The sequence below is a fragment of the Leptotrichia wadei genome (assembly GCF_007990545.2).
GTDB lineage: Bacteria > Fusobacteriota > Fusobacteriia > Fusobacteriales > Leptotrichiaceae > Leptotrichia > Leptotrichia wadei.
Genome location: NZ_AP019829.2, coordinates 2,125,476 through 2,147,924 on the forward strand (window position 1 = coordinate 2,125,476; position 22,449 = coordinate 2,147,924).

General features: G+C 31.0%; 31 protein-coding genes and 3 tRNA genes. 5 read left to right on the plus strand and 29 right to left on the minus strand.

Features of this window, described 5'->3' with window-relative positions:
• Positions 1-20: 20 nt before the first annotated feature.
• The 26 genes from rplO to FVE73_RS09850 form a co-directional block, all read right to left on the minus strand.
• The gene (gene rplO / locus FVE73_RS09725; protein WP_018498267.1) at positions 21-635 is read right to left on the minus strand and encodes a 50S ribosomal protein L15; all 615 of its coding nucleotides are present in this window, start codon (positions 633-635) and stop codon (positions 21-23) included.
• A gap of 6 nt (positions 636-641) precedes the next feature.
• The gene (rpmD, locus tag FVE73_RS09730) at positions 642-821 is read right to left on the minus strand and encodes a 50S ribosomal protein L30 (RefSeq protein WP_006806072.1); all 180 of its coding nucleotides are present in this window, start codon (positions 819-821) and stop codon (positions 642-644) included.
• A gap of 20 nt (positions 822-841) precedes the next feature.
• Positions 842-1,351 (minus strand): 30S ribosomal protein S5, encoded by a 510-nt coding sequence (rpsE, locus tag FVE73_RS09735; RefSeq protein WP_018498268.1) that lies wholly within the window; start codon positions 1,349-1,351, stop codon positions 842-844.
• A gap of 18 nt (positions 1,352-1,369) precedes the next feature.
• A complete protein-coding gene (gene rplR / locus FVE73_RS09740) occupies positions 1,370-1,732 on the minus strand; it encodes a 50S ribosomal protein L18 (protein ID WP_018498269.1) in 363 nt (120 codons plus the stop codon).
• Between the two features lie 13 nt (positions 1,733-1,745).
• Positions 1,746-2,279 carry a 50S ribosomal protein L6 gene (gene rplF, locus FVE73_RS09745; protein ID WP_018498270.1) on the minus strand — a complete coding sequence of 178 codons (534 nt, stop codon included), beginning with the start codon at positions 2,277-2,279 and terminating at the stop codon, positions 1,746-1,748.
• Between the two features lie 32 nt (positions 2,280-2,311).
• The gene (rpsH, locus tag FVE73_RS09750; protein WP_018451269.1) at positions 2,312-2,707 is read right to left on the minus strand and encodes a 30S ribosomal protein S8; all 396 of its coding nucleotides are present in this window, start codon (positions 2,705-2,707) and stop codon (positions 2,312-2,314) included.
• A 21-nt stretch (positions 2,708-2,728) separates the two neighbouring features.
• Positions 2,729-3,016 (minus strand): 30S ribosomal protein S14, encoded by a 288-nt coding sequence (gene rpsN / locus FVE73_RS09755; RefSeq protein WP_018498271.1) that lies wholly within the window; start codon positions 3,014-3,016, stop codon positions 2,729-2,731.
• A gap of 30 nt (positions 3,017-3,046) precedes the next feature.
• Entirely contained in the window at positions 3,047-3,601 is a 555-nt protein-coding gene (gene rplE / locus FVE73_RS09760; protein WP_018498272.1) for a 50S ribosomal protein L5, read from the minus strand.
• A gap of 25 nt (positions 3,602-3,626) precedes the next feature.
• Complete coding sequence (rplX, locus tag FVE73_RS09765; RefSeq protein ID WP_018498273.1) at positions 3,627-4,010, minus strand: 50S ribosomal protein L24; 384 nt, start codon at positions 4,008-4,010, stop codon at positions 3,627-3,629.
• Between the two features lie 16 nt (positions 4,011-4,026).
• Entirely contained in the window at positions 4,027-4,395 is a 369-nt protein-coding gene (gene rplN / locus FVE73_RS09770; RefSeq protein WP_006806080.1) for a 50S ribosomal protein L14, read from the minus strand.
• A 98-nt stretch (positions 4,396-4,493) separates the two neighbouring features.
• Positions 4,494-4,754 (minus strand): 30S ribosomal protein S17, encoded by a 261-nt coding sequence (gene rpsQ, locus FVE73_RS09775; RefSeq protein ID WP_018498274.1) that lies wholly within the window; start codon positions 4,752-4,754, stop codon positions 4,494-4,496.
• An 11-nt stretch (positions 4,755-4,765) separates the two neighbouring features.
• Entirely contained in the window at positions 4,766-4,957 is a 192-nt protein-coding gene (gene rpmC / locus FVE73_RS09780) for a 50S ribosomal protein L29 (protein ID WP_006806082.1), read from the minus strand.
• Positions 4,957-5,382, minus strand: coding sequence for a 50S ribosomal protein L16 (gene rplP / locus FVE73_RS09785; protein ID WP_018498275.1), 426 nt, complete (start codon positions 5,380-5,382; stop codon positions 4,957-4,959). The genes rpmC and rplP overlap by 1 nt, the downstream gene beginning before the upstream one ends.
• Before the next feature lies 1 nt (position 5,383).
• Entirely contained in the window at positions 5,384-6,040 is a 657-nt protein-coding gene (gene rpsC / locus FVE73_RS09790; protein ID WP_018498276.1) for a 30S ribosomal protein S3, read from the minus strand.
• 25 nt (positions 6,041-6,065) lie between these two features.
• Positions 6,066-6,404, minus strand: a complete 339-nt coding sequence (gene rplV, locus FVE73_RS09795) for a 50S ribosomal protein L22 (RefSeq protein WP_018498277.1) — start codon at positions 6,402-6,404, stop codon at positions 6,066-6,068.
• A gap of 64 nt (positions 6,405-6,468) precedes the next feature.
• Complete coding sequence (rpsS, locus tag FVE73_RS09800) at positions 6,469-6,738, minus strand: 30S ribosomal protein S19 (RefSeq protein WP_018498278.1); 270 nt, start codon at positions 6,736-6,738, stop codon at positions 6,469-6,471.
• A gap of 199 nt (positions 6,739-6,937) precedes the next feature.
• Entirely contained in the window at positions 6,938-7,765 is an 828-nt protein-coding gene (gene rplB, locus FVE73_RS09805) for a 50S ribosomal protein L2 (RefSeq protein WP_018498280.1), read from the minus strand.
• A 191-nt stretch (positions 7,766-7,956) separates the two neighbouring features.
• Positions 7,957-8,241, minus strand: coding sequence for a 50S ribosomal protein L23 (rplW, locus tag FVE73_RS09810; protein WP_018498281.1), 285 nt, complete (start codon positions 8,239-8,241; stop codon positions 7,957-7,959).
• Complete coding sequence (gene rplD / locus FVE73_RS09815) at positions 8,241-8,885, minus strand: 50S ribosomal protein L4 (protein WP_018498282.1); 645 nt, start codon at positions 8,883-8,885, stop codon at positions 8,241-8,243. Before rplD ends, rplW begins: the two co-directional genes overlap by 1 nt.
• 22 nt (positions 8,886-8,907) lie before the next feature.
• Positions 8,908-9,534 (minus strand): 50S ribosomal protein L3, encoded by a 627-nt coding sequence (gene rplC / locus FVE73_RS09820; RefSeq protein WP_018498283.1) that lies wholly within the window; start codon positions 9,532-9,534, stop codon positions 8,908-8,910.
• A gap of 59 nt (positions 9,535-9,593) precedes the next feature.
• Positions 9,594-9,899 (minus strand): 30S ribosomal protein S10, encoded by a 306-nt coding sequence (gene rpsJ / locus FVE73_RS09825; RefSeq protein ID WP_018498284.1) that lies wholly within the window; start codon positions 9,897-9,899, stop codon positions 9,594-9,596.
• Positions 9,900-10,081: 182 nt separating this feature from the next.
• The gene (tuf, locus tag FVE73_RS09830) at positions 10,082-11,266 is read right to left on the minus strand and encodes an elongation factor Tu (RefSeq protein WP_060917639.1); all 1,185 of its coding nucleotides are present in this window, start codon (positions 11,264-11,266) and stop codon (positions 10,082-10,084) included.
• 55 nt (positions 11,267-11,321) lie between these two features.
• Positions 11,322-13,406 carry an elongation factor G gene (gene fusA, locus FVE73_RS09835; RefSeq protein WP_018498506.1) on the minus strand — a complete coding sequence of 695 codons (2,085 nt, stop codon included), beginning with the start codon at positions 13,404-13,406 and terminating at the stop codon, positions 11,322-11,324.
• 240 nt (positions 13,407-13,646) lie between these two features.
• The gene (rpsG, locus tag FVE73_RS09840) at positions 13,647-14,117 is read right to left on the minus strand and encodes a 30S ribosomal protein S7 (protein WP_018451569.1); all 471 of its coding nucleotides are present in this window, start codon (positions 14,115-14,117) and stop codon (positions 13,647-13,649) included.
• Between the two features lie 32 nt (positions 14,118-14,149).
• Positions 14,150-14,518 (minus strand): 30S ribosomal protein S12, encoded by a 369-nt coding sequence (rpsL, locus tag FVE73_RS09845; RefSeq protein ID WP_006806098.1) that lies wholly within the window; start codon positions 14,516-14,518, stop codon positions 14,150-14,152.
• 393 nt (positions 14,519-14,911) lie between these two features.
• Positions 14,912-16,423 (minus strand): UDP-N-acetylmuramoyl-L-alanyl-D-glutamate--2,6-diaminopimelate ligase, encoded by a 1,512-nt coding sequence (locus tag FVE73_RS09850; RefSeq protein ID WP_018498507.1) that lies wholly within the window; start codon positions 16,421-16,423, stop codon positions 14,912-14,914.
• A 344-nt stretch (positions 16,424-16,767) separates the two neighbouring features.
• Between FVE73_RS09850 and FVE73_RS09855 the strand changes: the two genes are divergently transcribed.
• The 5 genes from FVE73_RS09855 (at position 16,768) to tsaD (ending at position 19,813) form a co-directional block, all read left to right on the plus strand.
• Positions 16,768-16,855, plus strand: a tRNA-Leu gene (locus FVE73_RS09855).
• A gap of 21 nt (positions 16,856-16,876) precedes the next feature.
• A tRNA-Met gene (locus tag FVE73_RS09860) sits at positions 16,877-16,953 on the plus strand.
• 3 nt (positions 16,954-16,956) lie between these two features.
• A tRNA-Met gene (locus FVE73_RS09865) sits at positions 16,957-17,033 on the plus strand.
• Positions 17,034-17,469: 436 nt separating this feature from the next.
• On the plus strand, positions 17,470-18,510 hold the full coding sequence (locus tag FVE73_RS09870; RefSeq protein WP_018498508.1) for a glycosyltransferase family 9 protein: 1,041 nt from the start codon (positions 17,470-17,472) through the stop codon (positions 18,508-18,510).
• Positions 18,511-18,784: 274 nt separating this feature from the next.
• The gene (gene tsaD / locus FVE73_RS09875) at positions 18,785-19,813 is read left to right on the plus strand and encodes a tRNA (adenosine(37)-N6)-threonylcarbamoyltransferase complex transferase subunit TsaD (protein ID WP_018498509.1); all 1,029 of its coding nucleotides are present in this window, start codon (positions 18,785-18,787) and stop codon (positions 19,811-19,813) included.
• Positions 19,814-20,090: 277 nt separating this feature from the next.
• Here tsaD and FVE73_RS09880 read toward each other — a convergent pair whose 3' ends face one another.
• The 3 genes from FVE73_RS09880 to FVE73_RS09890 form a co-directional block, all read right to left on the minus strand.
• Complete coding sequence (locus FVE73_RS09880; RefSeq protein ID WP_018498510.1) at positions 20,091-20,915, minus strand: HAD family hydrolase; 825 nt, start codon at positions 20,913-20,915, stop codon at positions 20,091-20,093.
• A 51-nt stretch (positions 20,916-20,966) separates the two neighbouring features.
• Positions 20,967-21,779: an HAD family hydrolase gene (locus tag FVE73_RS09885; RefSeq protein WP_018498511.1), complete on the minus strand. Its 813-nt coding sequence runs from the start codon at positions 21,777-21,779 to the stop codon at positions 20,967-20,969.
• 160 nt (positions 21,780-21,939) lie between these two features.
• Entirely contained in the window at positions 21,940-22,302 is a 363-nt protein-coding gene (locus tag FVE73_RS09890; protein WP_018498512.1) for a response regulator, read from the minus strand.
• Positions 22,303-22,449 lie beyond the last annotated feature (147 nt).

Here is a 22,449-nt window from a genome sequence, read left to right on the forward strand (position 1 = left end):
AAAAAGCAAGATATTAAATCTTACTTATCTCCATCTTCTTTTTTATTATTTCCTGCTTTAGCTGAATATGATTTGATTTCTAATAATTCTACACTTCCTCCAGCTTTTTCGATTAATTCTTTAGCTGCTTTTGAGATTCTGTGTGCTTTTACAGTTAATTTTTTATTAACTTCTGTATTCCCTATAATTTTTAATAAGCTAGTAAATTCCTTTTCTTTTACATAAGCCTCAATATTTGAGTTTAAGTATTCTTTTACAGCTCTTCTTCCTTTTATATTTCTTAACACTTCATCAGAATATTTTTTTATAAATTTAGGGTTTTTAACTATTCCATTTTCAACTAATGTTTCTAAGCTAACTACATCTCCATCATTAAATTTTTCAACAATATCAGACAATGTAATTGCTATAATATCTTTTTTAAATGGTGCATTAGAAAATCCTCTTTTAGGGATTCTTCTAATAATAGGCATTTGTCCACCTTCAAATATTGGTGATACATAAGAACCTGATCTTTGTTTTTGTCCATTATGACCTTTACCAGCTGTTTTACCCCAACCAGTTCCGTGTCCTCTTCCTACTCTTCTTCTTTCTCTTTTCGATCCAGCAGCAGGTCTTAATTCATTAAGATTCATTTATCTTTAAACCTCCTCTACTTTAAGTAAATAAGAAACTAATTTAATTTTTCCTTCTATATCAGCAGTTTTGTTATGAACTGCGCTTTGACTGATTTTTCTTAATCCAAGTGATTTTACAGTCGCAACATGATTAGGTTTTCTTCCATTAATTCCTTTTACAAGTGTTACTTTTACTTTAGACATTAATTTTACCTCCTAACCTATTATCCTAAAATTTCTTCAACTGATTTTCCTCTAAGTCTTGCCACGTCTTCAAGAGAACGTAATTGTTTAAGACCTTCTAAAGTTGCTCTTGCAACGTTATCTTTAGTTTTTGAACCTCTAATTTTTGTAAGCACGTCAGTTACACCTGCTAACTCAAGCAATTCCCTAGTTGCTGAACCAGCAATAACTCCTGTCCCTTTTGAAGCTGGTTTTAATAATACGCTAGTTGCATTATATTTACCAATTTGCTCATGTGGTAATGTTCCACCCTTTAATGAAACATTTACTAGGTTTTTCTTAGCGTTTGCAATAGCTTTTTTAATTGCATCAGGTACACCGTTAGCTTTTCCTAAACCGATACCTACTTTTCCTTTTTCATCTCCAACAGCTGCCAATACTGAGAATGAAATTCTTCTTCCTCCTTTAACAGTTTTAGAAACTCTGCTTATTCTTAAAAGTCTTTCTTTATATTCACTTTCTCTTTCTCTGTTATCTCTATCTCTAGCCAAAATAAATCCTCCTTATCTTTAGAATTTTAATCCTGCTTCTCTAGCAGCATCTGCCACAGCTTTAATTCTTCCTGTGTAAATATATCCACCTCTGTCGAATACAACAGCAGTAATTCCTTTATCTAATGCTTTTTTAGCAATTCTTTCTCCAACTTGTTTAGCTGCTTCAATATTTGAACCTTTTTCAATTTTAGCACCTTTTTCAATAGTTGATGCAGAAACTAAAGTGTTTCCTGTTGTATCATCAATTACTTGAACGAAGATATTTTGTAAACTTCTATACACAGCAAGTCTAGGTCTTTCAGCAGTTCCAACGATTTTTTTTCTAATACTTCTATGTTTTTTTTGTCTTAATTTATTTCTATCAAATTTTTTTACCATTAAAATCTACCTCCTATCCTTTCTTACCTTCTTTTCTTCTAATTACTTCGTCAGCATATTTAACTCCTTTTCCTTTGTAAGGTTCAGGCGCTCTCTTAGCTCTGATGTTTGCAGCAACTTGTCCAACTAATTGCTTGTCAATTCCTTCAACAGAAATTTTAGTATTTCCTTCAACTTTAAAAGTAATTCCATCTACTGCTTCAATTTCAACTGGATGTGAATATCCTAAAGATAAAGTCAATCCTTTTCCACTAGCCTGTACTCTATATCCTACTCCGACTAATTCCAATCCTTTAGAAAATCCTTCACTTACTCCAACAATCATATTGTTTAAATTTGCTCTTGTAGTCCCATGAAGAGCTCTAATACTTGGTAAATCATTTGGTCTTTCAAATGTAATTTCATTACCATCAATATTTACTTTAATTTCACTGCTTAATTCTCTTACTAATTGCCCTTTTGGCCCTTTTACAGTAAAAGTATGACCATCCTGCTTAACTTCAACACCAGCAGGTATAGTTATAGGTTTGTTACCTATTCTTGACATTGTTTATCCTCCTAATTTATAAAATGCGTAAATTACCACACGTAGCAAAGAACTTCTCCACCAACATTATGCTTTCTGCATTCCTTGTCTGTAATAACACCTTGTGGTGTTGAGACAATGGCAATTCCTAATCCACCTAATACTTTAGGTAAACTTTCTACTGATGTGTAAACTCTTCTTCCAGGTTTTGATATTCTCTTTAACCCTTTAATTACAGCTTCTCCATCTACAGTTTTTAAAGAAACAACTATATTTTTTATAGCTCCTTCTTCTTTAATTTCGTAACCGTTTATATATCCTTCATTTTTTAATATATTTGCTATACTTTCTTTAATTCTTGAAAATGGTACTGCAACTTGTGCATGTTTAGCCATGTTTCCGTTTCTGATTCTAGTAAGCATATCAGCAATAGGATCTGTTAAATACATTAATTCTTCCTCCTCTCAAAATTACCAACTTGATTTTTTTACTCCTGGGATAACTCCCTCTCCTGCTAATTGTCTGAACATAACTCTTGAAATACCAAATTCTCTCATGTAACCTCTTGGTCTTCCGTTAATTTGACATCTATTTCTAACTCTTGTAGGCGAAGCATTTCTAGGCAATTTAGATAACTCTAAAACTGCTTCTCTGTCACCTTTTTTAGCTCTTGCTTTTAATTCAGCCCTTTTAGCTGCATATTTATCAACTGTTTTTTGTCTTTTTAAGTTTCTTTCAACCATTGCTTTTTTAGCCATTGATTAAATTACACCTCCTTCAAAATAATACTATTTTGCAAACGGCATTCCGAATGCTTTTAATAAAGCTCTTCCTTGCTCATCATTTTCTGCTGTAGATACAATTGTGATTCCTAATCCAAAGATTTTATCTACTTTATCAATCTCGATTTCAGGGAATACGATTTGTTCTCTTAACCCTAATGTATAATTCCCTCTTCCGTCAAATCCTTTAGGTGAAACACCTTCAAAATCTCTTACTCTTGGTAAAGTAATACTGATTAATCTATCAAGAAATTCATACATTTTTTCTTTTCTTAATGTAACTTTCGCTCCAATTTTTTGTCCTTCTCTTAATTTAAATCCAGCTTCTGATTTTCTAGCTGCTCTTGCTACAGGCTGCTGTCCTGTAATTTGTGCCAATTCAGTGATAGCCGCATCTATTAATTTAGGATTGCTTACTGCTTCTCCAATCCCCATATTAACTACTATTTTATTAAGTTTAGGTACTTGCATAACGTTAGATAAATTTAGTTCTTTCATTAATGACGAAACGATTTCATCTTTATATAATTTTTGTAATCTTGGAATATATTTTTGGTCCACTTATGACATCCTCCTCTCTAAAATATTATATTTCATTACCAGATACAACTGATATTCTTACTTTTTTTCCATCTCTTATTTCTTTTCTTACTCTTGTAGGTTTTCCTGCCGTTTCATCCCAAAGCATTACTTTAGATGAGAAAATTGGCATTTCTCTTTCTACAACTTCGCCTTGTGGGTTCATTGCATTAGGTTTGATGTGTCTTTTTTTAATATTTACACCCTCAACAATTATTTTTCCAGTTTTAGGGAAAACTTTTAATACTTTTCCAATTTTTCCTTTATCTCCAGTTTGTGTACTGTTTTCATTACGTAACAAATCTTTTGATCTGCCACTAATTACAATAACTGTATCTCCAGTTTTAACATGTAATTTTCTAGGTACTGATTTTAAGTTTGGTTTAGCCACGTTTAAACTCTCCTTCCTATAATACTTCTGGTGCTAGAGAAACTATTTTCATAAAGTTTTTAGCTCTTAATTCTCTTGCTACAGGTCCAAAGATTCTTGTCCCTCTTACTTCTAATGCAGTATTTAAAATAACTGCCGCATTATCATCAAATTTTATATATGAACCATCTGCTCTTTTTAATTCTTTTCTTGTTCTAACGATTACAGCTTTAACTACATCACCTTTTTTAACGTTTCCGTTTGGTATAGCTTCTTTCACAGTTGCTACTACGATGTCTCCTATTTTACCGAATCTTCTTCTTGATCCACCTAATACTCTAATAACCATGATTTTTTTAGCTCCAGTGTTATCAGCGACATTAAGCATCGTTTGTTGTTGAACCATTTAAAATTTCCTCCTCTCAAATATTAACTCACGCTATTTGCTTTTTTTTAATATTGAAAATAAAATATTATTTTTTTTATTTTATTGATAAAATAGAACTATTTAGCTCTTTCTAAGATTGTAACAACTCTCCATCTTTTATCTTTACTTAATGGTCTAGTTTCCATGATTTGCACTCTATCTCCGATTCCACATTCATTGTTTTCATCGTGTGCTTTATATTTTTTAGAAGTTTTTACTCTTTTTTTATAAAGTTTGTGTAATTTCATTGTTTCCTCAAGAACAACTACAGTTTTATCCATTTTATTTGAAACAACGATTCCTTCTCTTACTTTTCTTTCGTTTCTTTTATTTTCCACTCTTGATCCTCCTATTTACCAGTTTTTTCAGTTACAACAGTTTTTAATCTTGCTATTGTTCTTTTAACATCTCGTATTTTAGCAGTGTTTTGTAATTGTCCAAGAGTTTTTTGAAATTTTAAATTAAATAATTCTTGTTTCAATTCATTTACTTTAACTTCCAATTCTTCCAATGATAATTCTCTAATTTCGTTAATTGTCATTACTTATCACCACCTACTTCTTCTTTTCTAACAAATTTAACTTTTATAGGTAGTTTATGTCCAGCTTTTCTTAATGCTTCTTTGGCTTTTTCTTCAGATACTCCGCCAACTTCAAACATTACTTTATCTTTTTTAACTACTGCTACCCAACCTTCTGCATTACCTTTACCTTTACCCATTCTTGTTCCTTCAGGTCTTTTAGTATAAGGTTTATCAGGGAATATTCTAATCCAAATTTTACCTTCTCTTTTAAACGTTCTGTTGATTGTTACCCTACAAGCCTCAATTTGTCTTGAAGTAATCCAACCAAATTCTTTAGCGGCAAGTCCAAATTCACCAAAATCAACTTTGTTTCCTTTAGTTGCTACACCACCCATTTTTCCTCTGAACTGTTTTCTATATTTCGTTCTTTTAGGTATTAACATATTATTCGTTTTCTCCTTCCTTTGTAGTAGAAAGAACTTCACCATTAAATATCCATACTTTTAATCCTAAAGCACCGTATGTAGTGTGTGCAGTAGCTGTTGCATAATCAACATCTGCTCTTAAAGTATGTAGTGGTACTCTTCCTGAAAGTGTCCATTCACTTCTCGCAATTTCGGCACCATTCAATCTTCCCGATACCATAACTTTAATTCCTTTAATCCCAGCTTTTTCTGCTCTTTGAATAGCTTGTTGAACTGCTCTTTTATAAGCAACCCTTTTTTCAATTGCTGTTGCAATGCTTTCTGCTACTAATTGAGCATCCTTATTAGGATTTTTGATTTCTTGTACTTTAATTTGAACTCTTTTACCAGTCAATTTTTCCAATTTTACTTTTAAAGCTTCGATTTCTTGACCTTTTCTACCAATTAAAATTCCAGCTTTTCCAGTTTCTATAATAACTGCTACTTCTGTAGGCGATGTTCTTTCTATCTGAATAGAAGAAATCCCTGCATGGTAATAGTTTTTCTTAATATATTTTTTTATTTTTAAATCTTCATGAAAATTATCTACGTATTCTTTCCCCTCAGCGAACCATTTTGAATCCCAAGTTCTTGTGATTCCTAATCTTATCCCCCTAGGATCTACTTTTTGTCCCACAGACTTACCTCCTTATTTGTCTAAATTAATCTACTTTTTCATCAACTTCTACTGTGATGTGAGCTGTTGGTTTTCTGATAATATCAGCTCTTCCCATTGCTCTTGGGCTGATTCTCTTTAATACTGGTCCTTTATCAATTAATATTTTTGAAACAAATAATTTATCAGGATCCATATTATTATTGTGTTCAGCATTTGCAATTGCTGATCTTAATGTTTTTTCTATATATAATGCTGCTTTTTTGTTTGTAAATTTCAGTATATTCAATGCTTGTAATGCGTTTTTCCCTCTTACAATATCAGCAACTAATCTTGCTTTTTGAGGGCTTAATCTTTGGTATTTCAATTTAGCTACAACTGCCATTCAAAGTCCTCTCCTTTCCAATGTATATCTATTAATTCCTTAATATTAAATATTAAATTTTTAATTATTTAGCCTTTTTAGCATCTTTTCCATGTCCATAGAAAGTTCTAGTTGGTGCAAATTCGCCTAATTTATGTCCAACCATTTCCTCAGTTATATATACAGGTATATGTTTTTTACCGTTATATACAGCAAAAGTATGCCCAATAAATTCAGGGAATATAGTTGATCTTCTAGACCATGTTTTGATAACTTGTTTTTTACCTCCCAATGCTTCTATTTTTTCTAATAAATATGCATCGACGAAAGGTCCTTTTTTTAATGAACGAGCCATTCTTTCCTCCTTATTTCATTTTTTAAATCGAGAAATGTTACTCAATACATTTCATTTATTTAATTCCATGTATCAAGCAATATTTTTATATTCAGCCAAACTTCTATTCAGATATTTTGACTGGCACAGTCCATTTCTACGTTTTTTATTTAAAAACTTTAACAATATATTTTTAAATATTAAATCAATTTTTAAACAATTATTTTTTTCTTCCTCTAACAATGAATTTATCACTAGGTTTTTTACCTCTAGTTTTCTTACCGAGTGTAGGTTTACCCCAAGGTGTAACTGGTGATTTTCTACCTATTGGAGATCTTCCTTCTCCTCCTCCGTGTGGGTGATCCACAGGGTTCATTACAGATCCTCTAACGTGAGGTTTTCTTCCTAAGTGTCTATTTCTTCCAGCTTTTCCTAATGATACTAATGAATGTTCAGAATTTCCTACTGCTCCAACTGTTGCCATACATTCTTTGTGAATCAGTCTTAATTCTCCAGATGGTAATTCCACGTGGCAGTAAGTTCCTTCTTTTGCGACAAGTCTTGCAGCTGTTCCTGCAGATCTTGCCAACTGTCCACCTTTACCAGGCATAAGTTCTACATTGTGAATAACTGTCCCTACTGGCAAGTCTTTTAATTTCAATGCATTTCCAGGTTTAATGTCCGCACCTTCTCCTGCTAATACAACATCACCTTTTTTAAGTCCATTTGGAGCCAAGATATATCTTTTTTCTCCATCAACATAATGTAACAATGCGATGTTTGCAGTTCTATTTGGATCATATTCAAGAGTTGCAACTTTTGCTGGCACTCCAATTTTATTTCTTTTCCAGTCGATTACTCTATATAATCTTTTGTGTCCTTTATGTCTGTTTCTACCTGTTCTATGTCCATAGTTGTCAATCCCATAAGATGAACTTAATGGCTCAACTAAAGATTTCTCAGGTCTTACTTTATCTAAGTCCTTATTAACTAATATCGACATATGCCGTGTCCCACTAGTCATCGGTTTTAATTTTTTTATTGGCATAACTTACGTTCCCTCTCTTCCTATTTCTCATTTTTATTTTCTTAAATCATTCAAAAACACTGAATAATTTCTATAATTTTACATAACTTATCTATTATATCATTTTTATTAAATAATTTCCACAAAAAAAATTATTTATTTTACTTTTTTTAAAATTAAATTTCAAAATCAAAATAAATTTTATATATTAATTATCCTTCATAAGCTGTAATTGATTCTCCAGCCTTTAATTTAACAATTGCTTTTTTGATAGCAGATGTTTTATACATTGACATTCTGAATCTTTTGTTTTTTGGTTTGATGTTTAAAGTATTTACACCTTGAACTTTTACATTGAACAATTTTTCAACCGCATCTTTAATTTGAAGTTTATTTGCTCTTTTATCTACAATGAAAACATATTCATTATTTTCTAGTAAAATTCTAGCTTTTTCTGTATTAATTACAGGTTTTTTGATAATATCAGTAATATGCATTATGCCAACACCTCCTCGATAGTTGCAAGAGCTTCTTTAGTTAAGACTACTTTATCTTGTTTGATTAACCAGTAAACGCTTAAATCTCTTGTATTAATTGCTGCAACTTTTTCAATATTTCTAGTAGATAAGTATAAGAAGTAATCTCTATCTACAGTATCAGTATCGTCATTTGTTATATATAATTGTTTCGCTCCATTAAAATTTAATGTTTTTGCAAACTCAACAAATGTTTTTGTTTTTGGTGTTTCTAAAGCAAAATCATCTAATACGATTACATTTCCTTCACTAATTTTTTGAGCTAAAGCTGATCTTAAAGCTAATATTCTAACTTTTTTATTTACTTTTTTAGCATAATTTCTAGGTTTTGGTCCGTGAACAACTCCTCCACCTACCATGTGTGGCGCTCTTGTAGAACCTTGTCTTGCTCTACCTGTTCCTTTTTGTCTAAAAGGTTTTCTTCCTCCACCTCTTACTTCTGCTCTTGTTTTTGTTGAAGCTGATCCTTGTCTTGCTTCAGCTAATTCTGCTACTAAAACTTCGTGCATTACGTGTTTATTTGGTTCAATTCCAAAAATTTCGTTATTTACTTCCACAGTTCCTGCTTGTGAACCGTCTAATTTATATATATTTAAAACTGGCATGTTATCCTCCTCTCTTTCCTATTTAATATTTTTTTACCGATTTTTTGATTACTAAGAACCCATTTTTTGGTCCTGGAACAGCACCTTTTACTAACAAAAGACTGTTTTCTACATCAAATTTAATAACTTGCAAGTTTTGAACTGTTACTTTTTCAGCTCCCAATCTTCCAGCCATTTTTTTACCTTTAGGTACATTACTGTTTGATGCAGCTCCTCCTGCGTTAGAACCTCCAAGTCTATGGTTTCTTGAAACCCCGTGTGAAGCTCTGTTTCCACCAAAGTTATGTCTTTTCATAACTCCTGCAGTCCCTTTACCTTTTGAAGTCCCAGAAATATCAACGAATTCGATACCTTCTAATACATCTACTTTAATTTCTTGTCCCAATGTAAAGTCAGCTGGATTAGCTACTTTAAATTCCTTAAGAAATCTTTTTGGAGTAACTCCTGCTTTTTTAAATACACCTAATAGTGGTTTAGTAGTATTTTTTTCTTTTTTATCTCCATAAGCTAATGTGATAGCGTTATATCCTTCTTTTTCTTCTGTTTTAATTTGTGTAATGAAGTTAGTTCCTGCTTCGATTACTGTAACTGGAATTAATTTTTCATCTTCAAAAATTTGTGTCATTCCGATTTTTTTACCTAATATCATTTTTTATTTTTCCTCCTTAATATATTGGTTGACAATCTTTTGCCAACTTGTACTAAGCCTTACGATTGCTTAATTTCAACTCCCACACCTGATGGTAAGTTTAATGATGCTAATGCATTTACGATTTGTTGACTAGAATTTTTAATTTCTACAAATCTTCTGTGAATTCTCATTTCAAATTGTTCTCTTGAATCTTTATTTACGTGAACTGATCTTAAAACTGTATATTTTTTAATTTTTGTAGGTAATGGAAGTGGTCCTGCTAATTCTGAACCATTTTTCTTAGCTACTTCTGCAATTTTTTTAGCAGATTGATCTAACAATTTATGATCATAAGATTGTAAATATATTCTTATTTTATCCAAAGTCTTTCCTCCTGTTTATTTTACCTTGTTTTTTTTATAATTAGAGAAATTAGATTATCAAAATCTAATCTCTCCTTTTATTTAACTTGAACTATTTCCTATTACATTTCTAAATATTATAACAAATATTTTGATTATCTGCAATATTTTTTTCCACATTTTAAGAAATTTACTGTTTAAAACTATTTAGTAATAGTTGCAACTACTCCTGAAGCTACTGTTCTTCCACCTTCTCTTATCGCAAATCTTAATCCTTCTTCCATTGCAATTGGGTGAATCAGTTCTACTGTCATTTCAATGTTATCTCCAGGCATTACCATTTCTACACCTTCTGGCAAGTTTACTTCTCCTGTAATGTCAGTTGTTCTGAAATAGAATTGTGGCTTGTATCCTGTAAAGAATGGAGTATGTCTTCCTCCTTCATCTTTTGTAAGTACGTATACTTCTGACTTGAATCCTGTATGTGGAGTGATTGTTCCTGGTTTTGCAAGTACTTGCCCTCTTTCCACTTCTTCTTTCTTAGTTCCTCTTAACAATGCTCCTATATTATCTCCAGCTTGTCCTGAATCCAATAATTTTCTGAACATTTCTACTCCTGTTACTGTTGTTTTTGAAGTCGGCTTGATTCCTACGATTTCTACTTCTTCCCCAACTTTTACTACTCCTCTTTCTACTCTTCCTGTTACTACTGTTCCTCTTCCTGTAATTGTGAACACATCTTCAATTGGCATAAGGAATGGTTGGTCAATTGGTCTTTCTGGTGTTGGAATATATTCATCCACTGCATCCATCAGTTCTACAATTGCATCTATCCATTTTTGTTCTCCATTTAATGCTCCTAATGAAGATCCTTTGATTACTGGTACGTCATCTCCCGGGAATCCGTATTCGTTTAATAATTCTCTTACTTCCATTTCTACTAATTCTAATAATTCTTCGTCATCTACCATGTCTACTTTGTTCAAGTATACTACGATGTAAGGTACTCCTACTTGTCTTGCAAGCAAGATGTGTTCCCTTGTTTGAGGCATTGGACCGTCAGCTGCTGATACTACTAGGATTGCTCCATCCATTTGAGCTGCTCCTGTAATCATATTTTTTACATAGTCAGCATGTCCTGGACAGTCTACGTGAGCGTAGTGTCTTTTTTCTGTTTCATACTCAATGTGAGCTGTGTTAATTGTAATCCCTCTTTCTCTTTCTTCAGGAGCTTGGTCGATGTTTTCAAAATCAACTTTTTCAGCTAGCCCTTTTTCAGACAATACTTTTGAAATTGCTGCTGTTGTTGTTGTCTTTCCATGGTCAACGTGACCAATTGTTCCTATGTTTACGTGTGGTTTACTTCTCTCGAATTTAGCTTTTGCCATTTTAATTTTTCCTCCATTTTATTTTAAATTTTTTAAGATTCTATTTTATTTTTTACTATTTCCCTTGTCTTTCATCAATTACTTGTTGAGCAATATTTTTTGGAACTTCTACATATTTTTCAAATTCCATTGAATAAGATGCTCTTCCTTGTGTTTTTGATCTCAAGTCAGTTGCATAACCGAACATTTGTGATAAAGGTACTTCTGCATCAATAATTTTTGCATTATTTCTGTCAGTCATTCCTGAAACTTGTCCTCTTCTTGAGTTTAAGTCACCAATAACATCTCCCATGTATTCTTCTGGAGTAGTAACTTCTACTTTGAAGATTGGTTCCAATAATACTGGGTTAGCAGCTCTAAGTCCTTTTTTGATTGCCATAGATCCTGCAATTTTAAATGCCATTTCTGATGAATCTACTTCATGGTAAGATCCATCATATAATGTAACTTTTATATCTTGAACTGGGTATCCTGCAACAACCCCAGCTTCTAACGCTTCTTGTATTCCTTTATCTACTGCTGGAATATATTCTCTTGGAATAGCTCCTCCAGTAATTTCATTAATAAATTCATATCCTTTTCCATGGTTAGCTTCAACTTTCATCTTAACATGTCCATATTGTCCACGTCCTCCAGATTGTTTAGCATATTTTTCTTCAACATCTGTTGCGCCATTAATTGTTTCTCTATAAGCAACTTGTGGTTTACCAACGTTTGCTTCTACTTTAAATTCACGTTTCATTCTATCTACGATGATTTCCAAATGTAATTCTCCCATTCCTGAAATCAATGTTTGACCAGTTTCTTGGTTAGTTGTAACTTTAAATGTTGGATCTTCTTCAGCAAGTTTTGAAAGTGCTGTCCCCATTTTTTCTTGGTCAGCTTTTGTTTTAGGTTCAACAGCTATTTGAATAACTGTATCAGGAAATTCCATTTTTTCTAGGATAATTGGAGCATTTTCAGCACACAATGTATCTCCAGTTGTAGTATCTTTTAATCCAACTGCAGCTGCAATATCTCCAGAATAAACTATATCAAGTTCTTCTCTCTTGTTAGCGTGCATTTGAAGCAATCTTCCCATTCTTTCTTTTTTACCTTTAGTTGAGTTTAATACATAAGATCCTTTTTCCAATACTCCTGAATAAACTCTAAAGAATGATAATCTTCCAACGAATGGATCTGTGATGATTTTAAATGCCAATGCTGAGAATGGCTCATCATCTGAAATTGTTCTTTGGATAGGTTCTTCAGTTTTAGGATCAGTACCATTTACTTTTCCTCCATTAATATCTACTGGTGACGGCATGTAGGCAACTACTGCATCAAGTAATGGTTGAATTCCTTTATTTTTGAATGCTGTTCCACACAATACGGGTACAACAGTTCCTGCAATTGTAGCAACTCTTAATGCTCTTTTAATTTCATCTTCAGTAATTTCTTCTCCACCAAAGTATTTTTCCATCAATTCATCATCAGTTTCAACTACAGATTCAATCATATGTTCTCTAGCTTCTTGAGCAGCATCAGCTAATTCAGCTCTTATATCAACTACTTCATAGTCAGCTCCCATAGTTTCATCTTTAAATAAATATTCCTTCATTGTTACTAGATCGATAATTCCTTCAAAATTATCTTCTGCACCAATTGGTAATTGAATTGGTACACCATTTCCACCTAATTTTTCTTTAATATCGTTTACACACATATCAAAGTCTGCACCGACTCTATCCATTTTGTTTAAAAATGCCATTCTTGGTACGTTATATTTATCTGCTTGTCTCCAAACAGTTTCTGATTGCGGTTGAACCCCGTCAACTGCCGAGAATACAGCAACAGATCCATCTAATACTCTTAACGATCTTTCTACTTCAACTGTAAAGTCAACGTGGCCTGGTGTATCTATTATATTAATTCTATGTCCGTTCCAGAATGCTGTTGTTGCAGCTGATGTAATTGTGATTCCTCTTTCTTGTTCTTGTTCCATGTAATCCATCGTAGCAGCTCCTTCGTGAACTTCTCCAATTTTATGGTTTACTCCTGTATAAAACAAGATTCTTTCAGTAGTAGTTGTTTTTCCAGCATCTATATGTGCCATGATACCAATATTTCTAGTATCCTTCAAAGCAACTTTTCTTGCCATTTAATTTTTCCTCCTTATATTGTAAACTTCTTTTTTAAAAGAATTATATGTAACCTGCTCTAACTTCTAAAAATCAGAGCTTCTTGGAAAATATATTTATATATATTTACCAAGCTCTTTGGATAGTTCCTACCCTGATTATTATATTTTTTATAAATTCAATTCTGAAAAAATGAATTTTTTAAAAATATAAATACTAAATATTTCTGAATACTTAATATTTATCAAGCAAACTTAAGATTACCATTTATAATGTGCGAACGCTCTATTTGCTTCAGCCATTTTATATGTATCTTCTTTTTTCTTAATTGATCCACCTTCGTTATTGGCAGCAGCAATTAATTCTTTTTTTAGTTTAGCAACCATTCCGTATTCTTTTCTTTCTCTTGTATATCTAACTAGCCATCTGATTGCTAAAGTTTGTTGTCTTTCTTTTCTTACTTCAACTGGTACTTGATAAGTTGCCCCTCCGATTCTTCTAGATCTTACTTCTAATTGAGGTCTTACGTTTTCCATTGCTCTTCTGAACACTTCAATTCCTTCTTCTTGAGTTTCTTCAGTTATTTGTTGTAATGCTGAATAAAAAATATGCTCAGCTAATGATTTTTTTCCGTCTTTCATTAATCCATTAATGAATTTAGTTACTACTTTATCGTTAAATTGAGAATCTGGTAATACATCTCTTCTTTCCGCTCTTCTTCTTCTTGACACTTAATTGTCCTCCTTACTTTTTTAAAAATTAATTACCCTTTTTTCGCTCCGTATCTTGATCTACCTTGTTTTCTGTTTACAACTCCTGCTGTATCTAATGCTCCTCTGATTATTTTATATCTAACCCCTGGCAAATCTTTTGTTCTTCCTCCTCTTAAAAGAACGATACTATGTTCTTGCAAGTTGTGTCCGATTCCTGGAATATAAGCAGTAACTTCGATTCCATTTACTAATTTAACCCTTGCTACCTTTCTTAAGGCCGAATTAGGCTTTTTAGGTGTAGTTGTATATACTCTTACACAAACCCCTCTTTTTTGTGGATTACCTTTCAATGCAGGTGATTTTTTCTTTTTCTCAGTTGTACTTCTACCAAATCTTACTAATTGATTAATAGTAGGCATCTGTTTTCCTCCTCTCAAATTTCTTTGATTTATATATTTATTCTTGCGTTATTTTTCAAAACTAAAACTTTTTATAAAGCTCATTTCTTCAATCTACATTTGATAAAGCCCAATTTGACAAAGTCTCCATTCCTTTTTCTTGCTTTTCCTGCAAGCTACTTTATCAAACATAAGTGCATACCCATTTTAAGTATGTCGATTTACTCTAAAATTCACTTCAAATATATTATTTTTTAAAAAAATATATTTTCAAAATTTAGTTATGAGTTCTAACCTAAATATTCTATACTAAAATAGCCCTTTTGTCAAGGGCTATAAAAGATTTTTATTTAATATTTTTTAGGTATGTTAAATTTAGTTATAAGTACAGTTTTATTTTGTTTATTATTTTTTTTATTTCCCAGCCAAAATTTTTCTTACTACTTCCCTATCATCAAAATGTGTTTTTTCAGTTCCGATTATTTGATAAGTTTCATGTCCTTTTCCTGCGATTAAAAGACTATCTCCCTTTTTAAGAAGTCTCATTCCGTATCTTATTGCCTTTTCCCTGTCGGCGATAATTATATATTTATCAAATGGATATTTTTCTGCAATAAGCCCTTTTTCTATATCTGCTAAAATTTTTATGGGATTTTCTGTACGAGGATTATCTGATGTTAAAATGATGTAATCACTAAATTTTGTTGCTGCTTTTGCCATTTTTGGACGCTTATCATGATCTCTGTCGCCACCTGCACCAAATATTGTTATTACTTGATTATCTGTAATTTGCTTTAAAGTTTTTCCAATATTTAAAAGTCCATCATCTGTATGTGCAAAATCTATTACGATTCTTGCCTCCAAATCGTTTTTTATTGTTTCAAATCTTCCTGGAACTGAAGGCATTTCTTGTAATTTTTTTACAATAAAATCTATTTTTACTCCAAGTGACAATGCACTGGCAGCACAGCCAAGGACATTATATAAATTATATTCTCCCACTAATTCTATTTCAAATTTGTATTCTTCTTCATCTTTATTTTTTACAAGATTTCTTCTTTCAAAATAATTATCCAAGTTTATTTTTATTTTCATTCCATGATTTGTATAATTTAAAATATCTCCCCATACGTCAGCTTCTTCATTTTTTATACTTATGGAAATATAATCGTTATTTCCACCTTTTTTTTCAGAATAAATTTTTTCCCCGTATTTATCGTCAATATTAACTATTCCTGCACCATTATTTCTCAGCATTGAAAATATTTTTTTCTTGGCATTAAAATAATTCTCCATAGTTTTGTGAAAATCAAGGTGGTCTTGTGTCAAGTTAGTAAATATTGCAGAATCAAATTTAAGCATATCCACACGTCCAATTTGAAGGGCATGGGAACTTACTTCCATTATAAAGTAATCTACACCTTTTTTTACACTTTTATCTATTAATTTTATTAATTCTAATGATTCTGGAGTTGTATTAACTGTTTCAAACTCTTCATCTAAAATACGATTTCCAGTAGTTCCTATTCTAGCTGTTTTTTCCAAAATATTTTCCAAAATAAAACTTGATGTAGTTTTGCCATTTGTTCCTGTAATTCCAACTATTTTTATTTTATTTTGTGGATAATCATAATAATTTGAAGCAATTATTCCTAATTTTTTACGTATATCCTCCACTTGAACAAAAGTTACAAAATTAGCATTTCTATACTCTTTTGCATTTACATCCCTTTCACAAATAATCATTTTAGCCCCGCTGTCAATAGCCTTTTGAATAAAATCATGCCCATCCACAGCACTTCCTGTCATTGCCACAAATACAAAATCCTTTTCGATTTTTCGTGAATCATACTCAATACCCCTAATTTCAAAGTTTTCTCCCTCTTGAAGCAACTTGTAACTTACATCTTTAAATATTTTATACATTTTCACATACTCTCCCTTTTCCAAAAATCCCGTAATTCTAAAATTTTCATTTATATATACTCGAATCTCCTTAAAACCAAACTAATAAAAATTGAGTAAAACTAGGATTTGAGTAAAATTATCATAACTTTAAACTTAGTTTTAAAGTAATCTTTATAAGCAGGCTGAAGTTTAAGTTCATTAAATTTATTTAGCTTTTATTAATTTAATTTTTGAGAGATCTAAAAATATCTTATAATGTATTTTACCACTTTAACCAAAAAAAATCTAGAAAAAAAGTTGTTGACAAATCTAAAAAAATACTGTATAATCTTATACGTAAGTTTACTTTTTAGGTAAAATATGCCTTGGTGGCGAAATCGGTAGACGCACAGGACTTAAAATCCTGTGGGAATTTATCCCGTGCCGGTTCAAGTCCGGCCCGAGGCACCACTTATAAAAAACTTTCATTGTCGCGGGATAGAGCAGTATGGTAGCTCGTCGGGCTCATAACCCGAAGGTCGTTGGTTCAAATCCAGCTCCCGCCACCAAATGCCTAGATAGCTCAGTTGGCTAGAGCATACGGTTCATACCCGTAGGGTCGGAAGTTCGAATCTTCTTCTAGGCACCATTATATTAATTAAGTCGTACTTGCAATTAATGTAGGTATTTTTTTTATAAAATGTAGTTAGATGGCTACATTTTTTATTTTATAACATAAAATATAATTTCTATTTTTTAAATAGAGTTTAGTATCAAAATATACTCAAATATTCAAAATCAAACTATTAAAAATCATATAAACTTAAGGTTTGAGTAAAATAGTCATAGTTTTTGAGTTAAATTTCAAATCAGTTTTACTATATAATTTTTGATTTGACCTAAATATTTTATTCTATTTTTAGAAAGAAAAACACTTGACTAATAATAGTTTTAAATTATAAAATAACATGAAACAACATAAATCAAAATTTAAAATTTATAGATATTTTGCATGAATCTTTGCTTAATTTATTTTGGTATTAAAAAAATCAAGTAAAATATTAGACTTTAGAAGAGGAAAAAATATGAAAATATTAATAATAAGATTTAGCTCATTTGGGGATGTAGTGCTTACAACGCCAGTAATAAGGGCAATTAAAGAAAAATGTCCAAAAGCTGTAATAGATTTTGCAGTTTACAATACTTTTTCTGAAGCAATTTCCTTGAATCCTGAAATTAGGAATTTGATAATTTTTGAGAAAAAGAAAAGTAAGGACCGAAAATATATAAAAGACATGATAAATAGACTAAAAACAGAAAATTATGACTGTGTCATTGATCTTCATTCTAAATTTTTATCTAGAATTATTGGAAAAAGTCTTGAAAACAGGCATACTCAATATTGCCGATACAAAAAAAGAAAATGGTGGAAAACTATTCTTGTAAAGTTAAAACTTATAACTTATAATGCAGATTGCACAATTGTTGAAAGTTACTTTACAGCTTTAAAAAAATTGGGAATAAATTTTTCGGATGAAAACATAAAAAATGGACTTGGGGATAATTTAGAATTTTATATTGATAAAAAAATGGAAGAAGAGTTTGTAAAAAAATATGATTTGGAAAATGGAAATTATTTTGTGTTAGCTCCTGGAGCTTCTAAATTTACGAAAAAATGGCCTTATTATGATGAATTGGCAAAAAAAATTTTGAAAAATAAAAATAAATTTGTAAATAATGAGGAAAAATTAAGAATTTTTGTGATTGGCGGAAAAGAAGATGCAAATGTTGTAAAAACTGATGAAGATGAACAAATTATTGATTTGTGCGGGAAAATTTCCTTTAAGGAAAGCGGAATATTGTTGAAATATGCAAAAGCGGCTGTTGCAAATGATTCAGGCCCGTTTCATATAGCCAGAGCTGTAAAAGCCAAGACTTTTGTATTTTTTGGACCGACTGATCCGAAATTATTTTCCTTTGAAAAAAATACTTTTTTACTGAATAATCCAAGTTGTCCGCCACATTCACTTTACGGAGACAATAAATTTCCAAAAAAATACGCAGATTGTATGACTGGAATCTCAGTAGAAACTGTATTTAATAAAATTGTTAAAGAATACAATTAACAGACTTGTTCTATAATAAAAATTTTATTTAAAAAAAAGAAATTATATTTTATTTATTCAAGATTCTAATATTAAAAGATTTTATAAAAAATAACATTTTACAAATGATAACATAGTTTGCAAATTATAAATTATCAAATAATTCTATATAAAAAAGAAAGTGTAACCTTTTTTGTGTAAATAAACTAAAAAAAACTTATATCACTAGGTTTGTTATATATTTATACAAATTATATACACTCTCAAATAATAAAAAAAGAAAGAGAGAAAAATTATGAAAATACTTGCATTTGAATCATCTTGTGATGAAACTTCTGTTGCAGTTGTTGAGGATGGGAAAAAGATTTTAAGCAATATTATTTCCACACAAATTGATATTCACAAAGAATTTGGCGGTGTAGTGCCTGAAATTGCTTCACGGCACCATATAGAAAATATTTTACCAGTATTTACCGAAGCTCTGGAAAAAGCAAATTGTGAATTAAGCGACATTGATTATATCGCAGTAACAAATACTCCTGGACTTATCGGCTCTTTACTTGTAGGCCTAATGTTTGCAAAATCCCTAAGCTATGCCAATAACATTCCATTAATTCCAGTAAATCATATTAACGGACATATTTTCTCAAGTTTCATTGACAATGATGTAAAATTGCCTGCAATATCACTAGTTGTATCAGGTGGGCATACAAATTTGTATTATATTTATGAAGAAAATGGAAAAATAATTACTGATTTACTTGGTGAAACATTAGATGATGCGGTCGGAGAAACTTATGACAAAATTGCCAGAATATTGGGACTGGAATATCCTGGAGGTCCACATATTGACAGACTATCAGTAAATGGTGAAGATATTTTAAAAATAAAAAAACCAAAAGTTGATGGCTACAATTTTAGTTTTAGTGGGATAAAAACTTTTATAACTAATTATGTAAATAGCCAAAATATGAAAGGTAATCCATTTTCAAAAGAAGATATTGCAAAATCTCTTCAGGAAATTATTGTAAATGTGCTATATGATAAAATTTTGATGGCTGTGAAAGAAAAAGATGTGAAAACGATACTTGTTGCAGGCGGCGTTTCTGCAAATAGACGGCTTCGTGAAAAATTTTCAGAATTTACAAATTTAAAGACTGATGAAAATGAGCAAATTCAAGTTCATTTTCCTAAACTGGAATATTGTACAGACAATGCAGCTATGATAGGAGTTGCGGCTTATTATGATTTAAAAAATAATTCTCAAATTAATTTGGAAAAACAGTATGATGTGGATGCGATTTCTACAAAATTAGAAAAATAATAATAAAATAACCAACAAAAAAATATTACTTTGGTTATGCTGCAATAAATCAAATAAAAAAATAACCGCTGTTATTTATAAGAACGGTTATTTTTTAATTACATTAATTTTTACAAATATCTCTTCTATATCCAACAGTTAATGTTGAAATTATCAACTTATTATCTCCGATATTATTTTAAAATAGAACTGCTAAAAATTATATAAATCTAGGGTTTGAGTAAAATAGCCATAATTTTTGAGTTCAGTTTTACTATACAAATAACCAAAATTATAATTAAATATTCTTTGCTCTTTCCAAAAACAATTCCTGCAATTTCACAGCTTCTCCATCTTCTGTATTTGCTCCAACAAATTCAAAATCCGTTGGCAGCAGTTTTCTTAATCTGTCTATGGAATTTCCCATCGCATAACCTTTCCCAACCATTGTAAGCATTTCAAAATCGTTTTCACCATCACCAAAAGCTACCGCATCCTTCAGTTCCAAGCCTTCTCTTTCTAACAGGAATTTTGCCGCTGCACCCTTATTGGCTCCTTTTGCCATAATTTCCATACAATAATCGGTAACAAAAATAACATTTACATCATTTCTTATTTTCAAGATGGCTTTTTCCAAGTTTATAAGCTGCTCATGTTCTCCAATGTAGAATATTTTTAAAATATCCAAGTTTTTCAATTCATTCTTTGGGACTTCCTTAAAGTCAACTTTTACATCCCTCGAAATTCTGTCATACACTTTTTGAGCCGTTCCCTTTGTAATAATCCAGTCGTTTCCTGAAAAAATATTTAAATGTGAACCTTCAGCTATGCTTTCATAATCCAGCCCCAAGATTGCCTCTGCCGCTTCTTTTGGCAAGCCTTTTTCATAAATCATATTTCCATCTGCATCAAAGATTCTTGCACCATTTGCAGCTATAATAGGAATTTTTACCTCAAGCTGCTCAGTTATATACCCAATCTGGTCATAACTTCTACCTGAAGCAATATAAAAGTTTATTCCTTTTTTTATTATTTCCTTTGTTATATCTTTAGTAAATTTTGTAACATGATGCCCTCTGCTTAGTAAAGTTCCATCCAAATCACTGATAACTGCTTTATACATAAACTCCCCTTTCCTATTTCTTTAATTTAGTTATTCTCAAATTTTAATTTTCTATAAATTAAATAATTCCCTTAATTTTTTTGCCATCCCATCTTCAGCATTACTTTCAATAACTTCAGTATCTGAAAGTTTTTCAAGCAGCAAATAAATTGAATTTCCCATCGCAAATCCAAGCCCAGTTTCTGTTATCAATTCATAGTCATTCAATCCGTCACCAAATGAAATTGCATCTTTTAATGTAAGTCCGTCTCTTTCTAGTAGTACTTCAGCCGCTTTTGCCTTATTGCAGTTTGCTGAAAAAACTTCCAAACTTCCTTCGTTCGCAAATAAAAGACTTACATTTCCATCTCCAACCACTTTTCTTATTTCATTTTCAAGTCCCAGCAATTCATCGTGATCTTCCCCAAGAAAAAATATTTTTGTAAAATTATGCTTTTTAAATTCTTCAGGAGTAATTTGCTCTGGATATCTAGTTCTATCAGGCTTTTTATTGTAAAAATATTCTCGTAAATCTTCAGTAACAAACCAATTTGGTCCAGAATATCCAGTTATAATTATATCTTTCCCAAACGACTTGTAATCAATATTCAAGACTTTATCCAAATATTCTCGCTTCAAATTATTTGAAAAAATTTCATTCCCATTTTCATCAAAAGCGACAGATCCGTGTGAAGTAATAAGCGGAACTTTCACGCCAAGTTCATCCATCGCTTCTTTTGCTCCTAAATAATTTCTTCCAGTCGCAATATAAAATTTTATTCCTTTTTTCAATAATAATTCTACTGTTTCCCTAGTAAATTCACTCACTTTATGTTCTGCATTCAAAAGTGTACCGTCCAAATCACTTACAACAGCTTTAAACATTTATTCTCTCCTTCTTTTATTATGTAAAAATCTATAAGAAATTATACTTTATTTAGTTTTTTTATCCATCGTAAAGAAAATTTATAGCAAATCTGCTATTATAAACGAAGAATAGTATAAAACCTCATTAATACAGCTATTTTTTCAATTCTTTATATTTTTATAAAAATAATTTTGAAAACTCATTCATAAATTCCTCTTCATTAAAAGGTTTTGACAAAAATGCCTTTGCTCCAGCTTCTTTCCCCATTTTCATATAATTAGGAAACATAACCATTGTACTGCAAATCATGATTCTAGCTTCCTTATCCAAATCCGTAATAACTTGTGCAGCTTTTAATCCGTGCATTCTTGGCATATTTATATCCATTGTTACAACAGATGGGTTTACCTTTTTATACATTTCCACAGCTTCCAGCCCATCGCTTGCTTCATACACTTTATATCCCTGTTCTTCAAGAATATCCTTTATGTCCTCTCTAATATATGATGTATCATCTACAACCAATGCAATTTTATTCATTTTTTCCCTTCTCTCTTTATTTATTTACTATTTTAAAACTAAATTTATTTAATAATAAAATATTTTAATTCTCTGTAAATTTATTATTTAGATCTGTTCGATAACTTAATTTTTTTATTTAACAAAGGGTCAAGCTCTCTTGCTTCA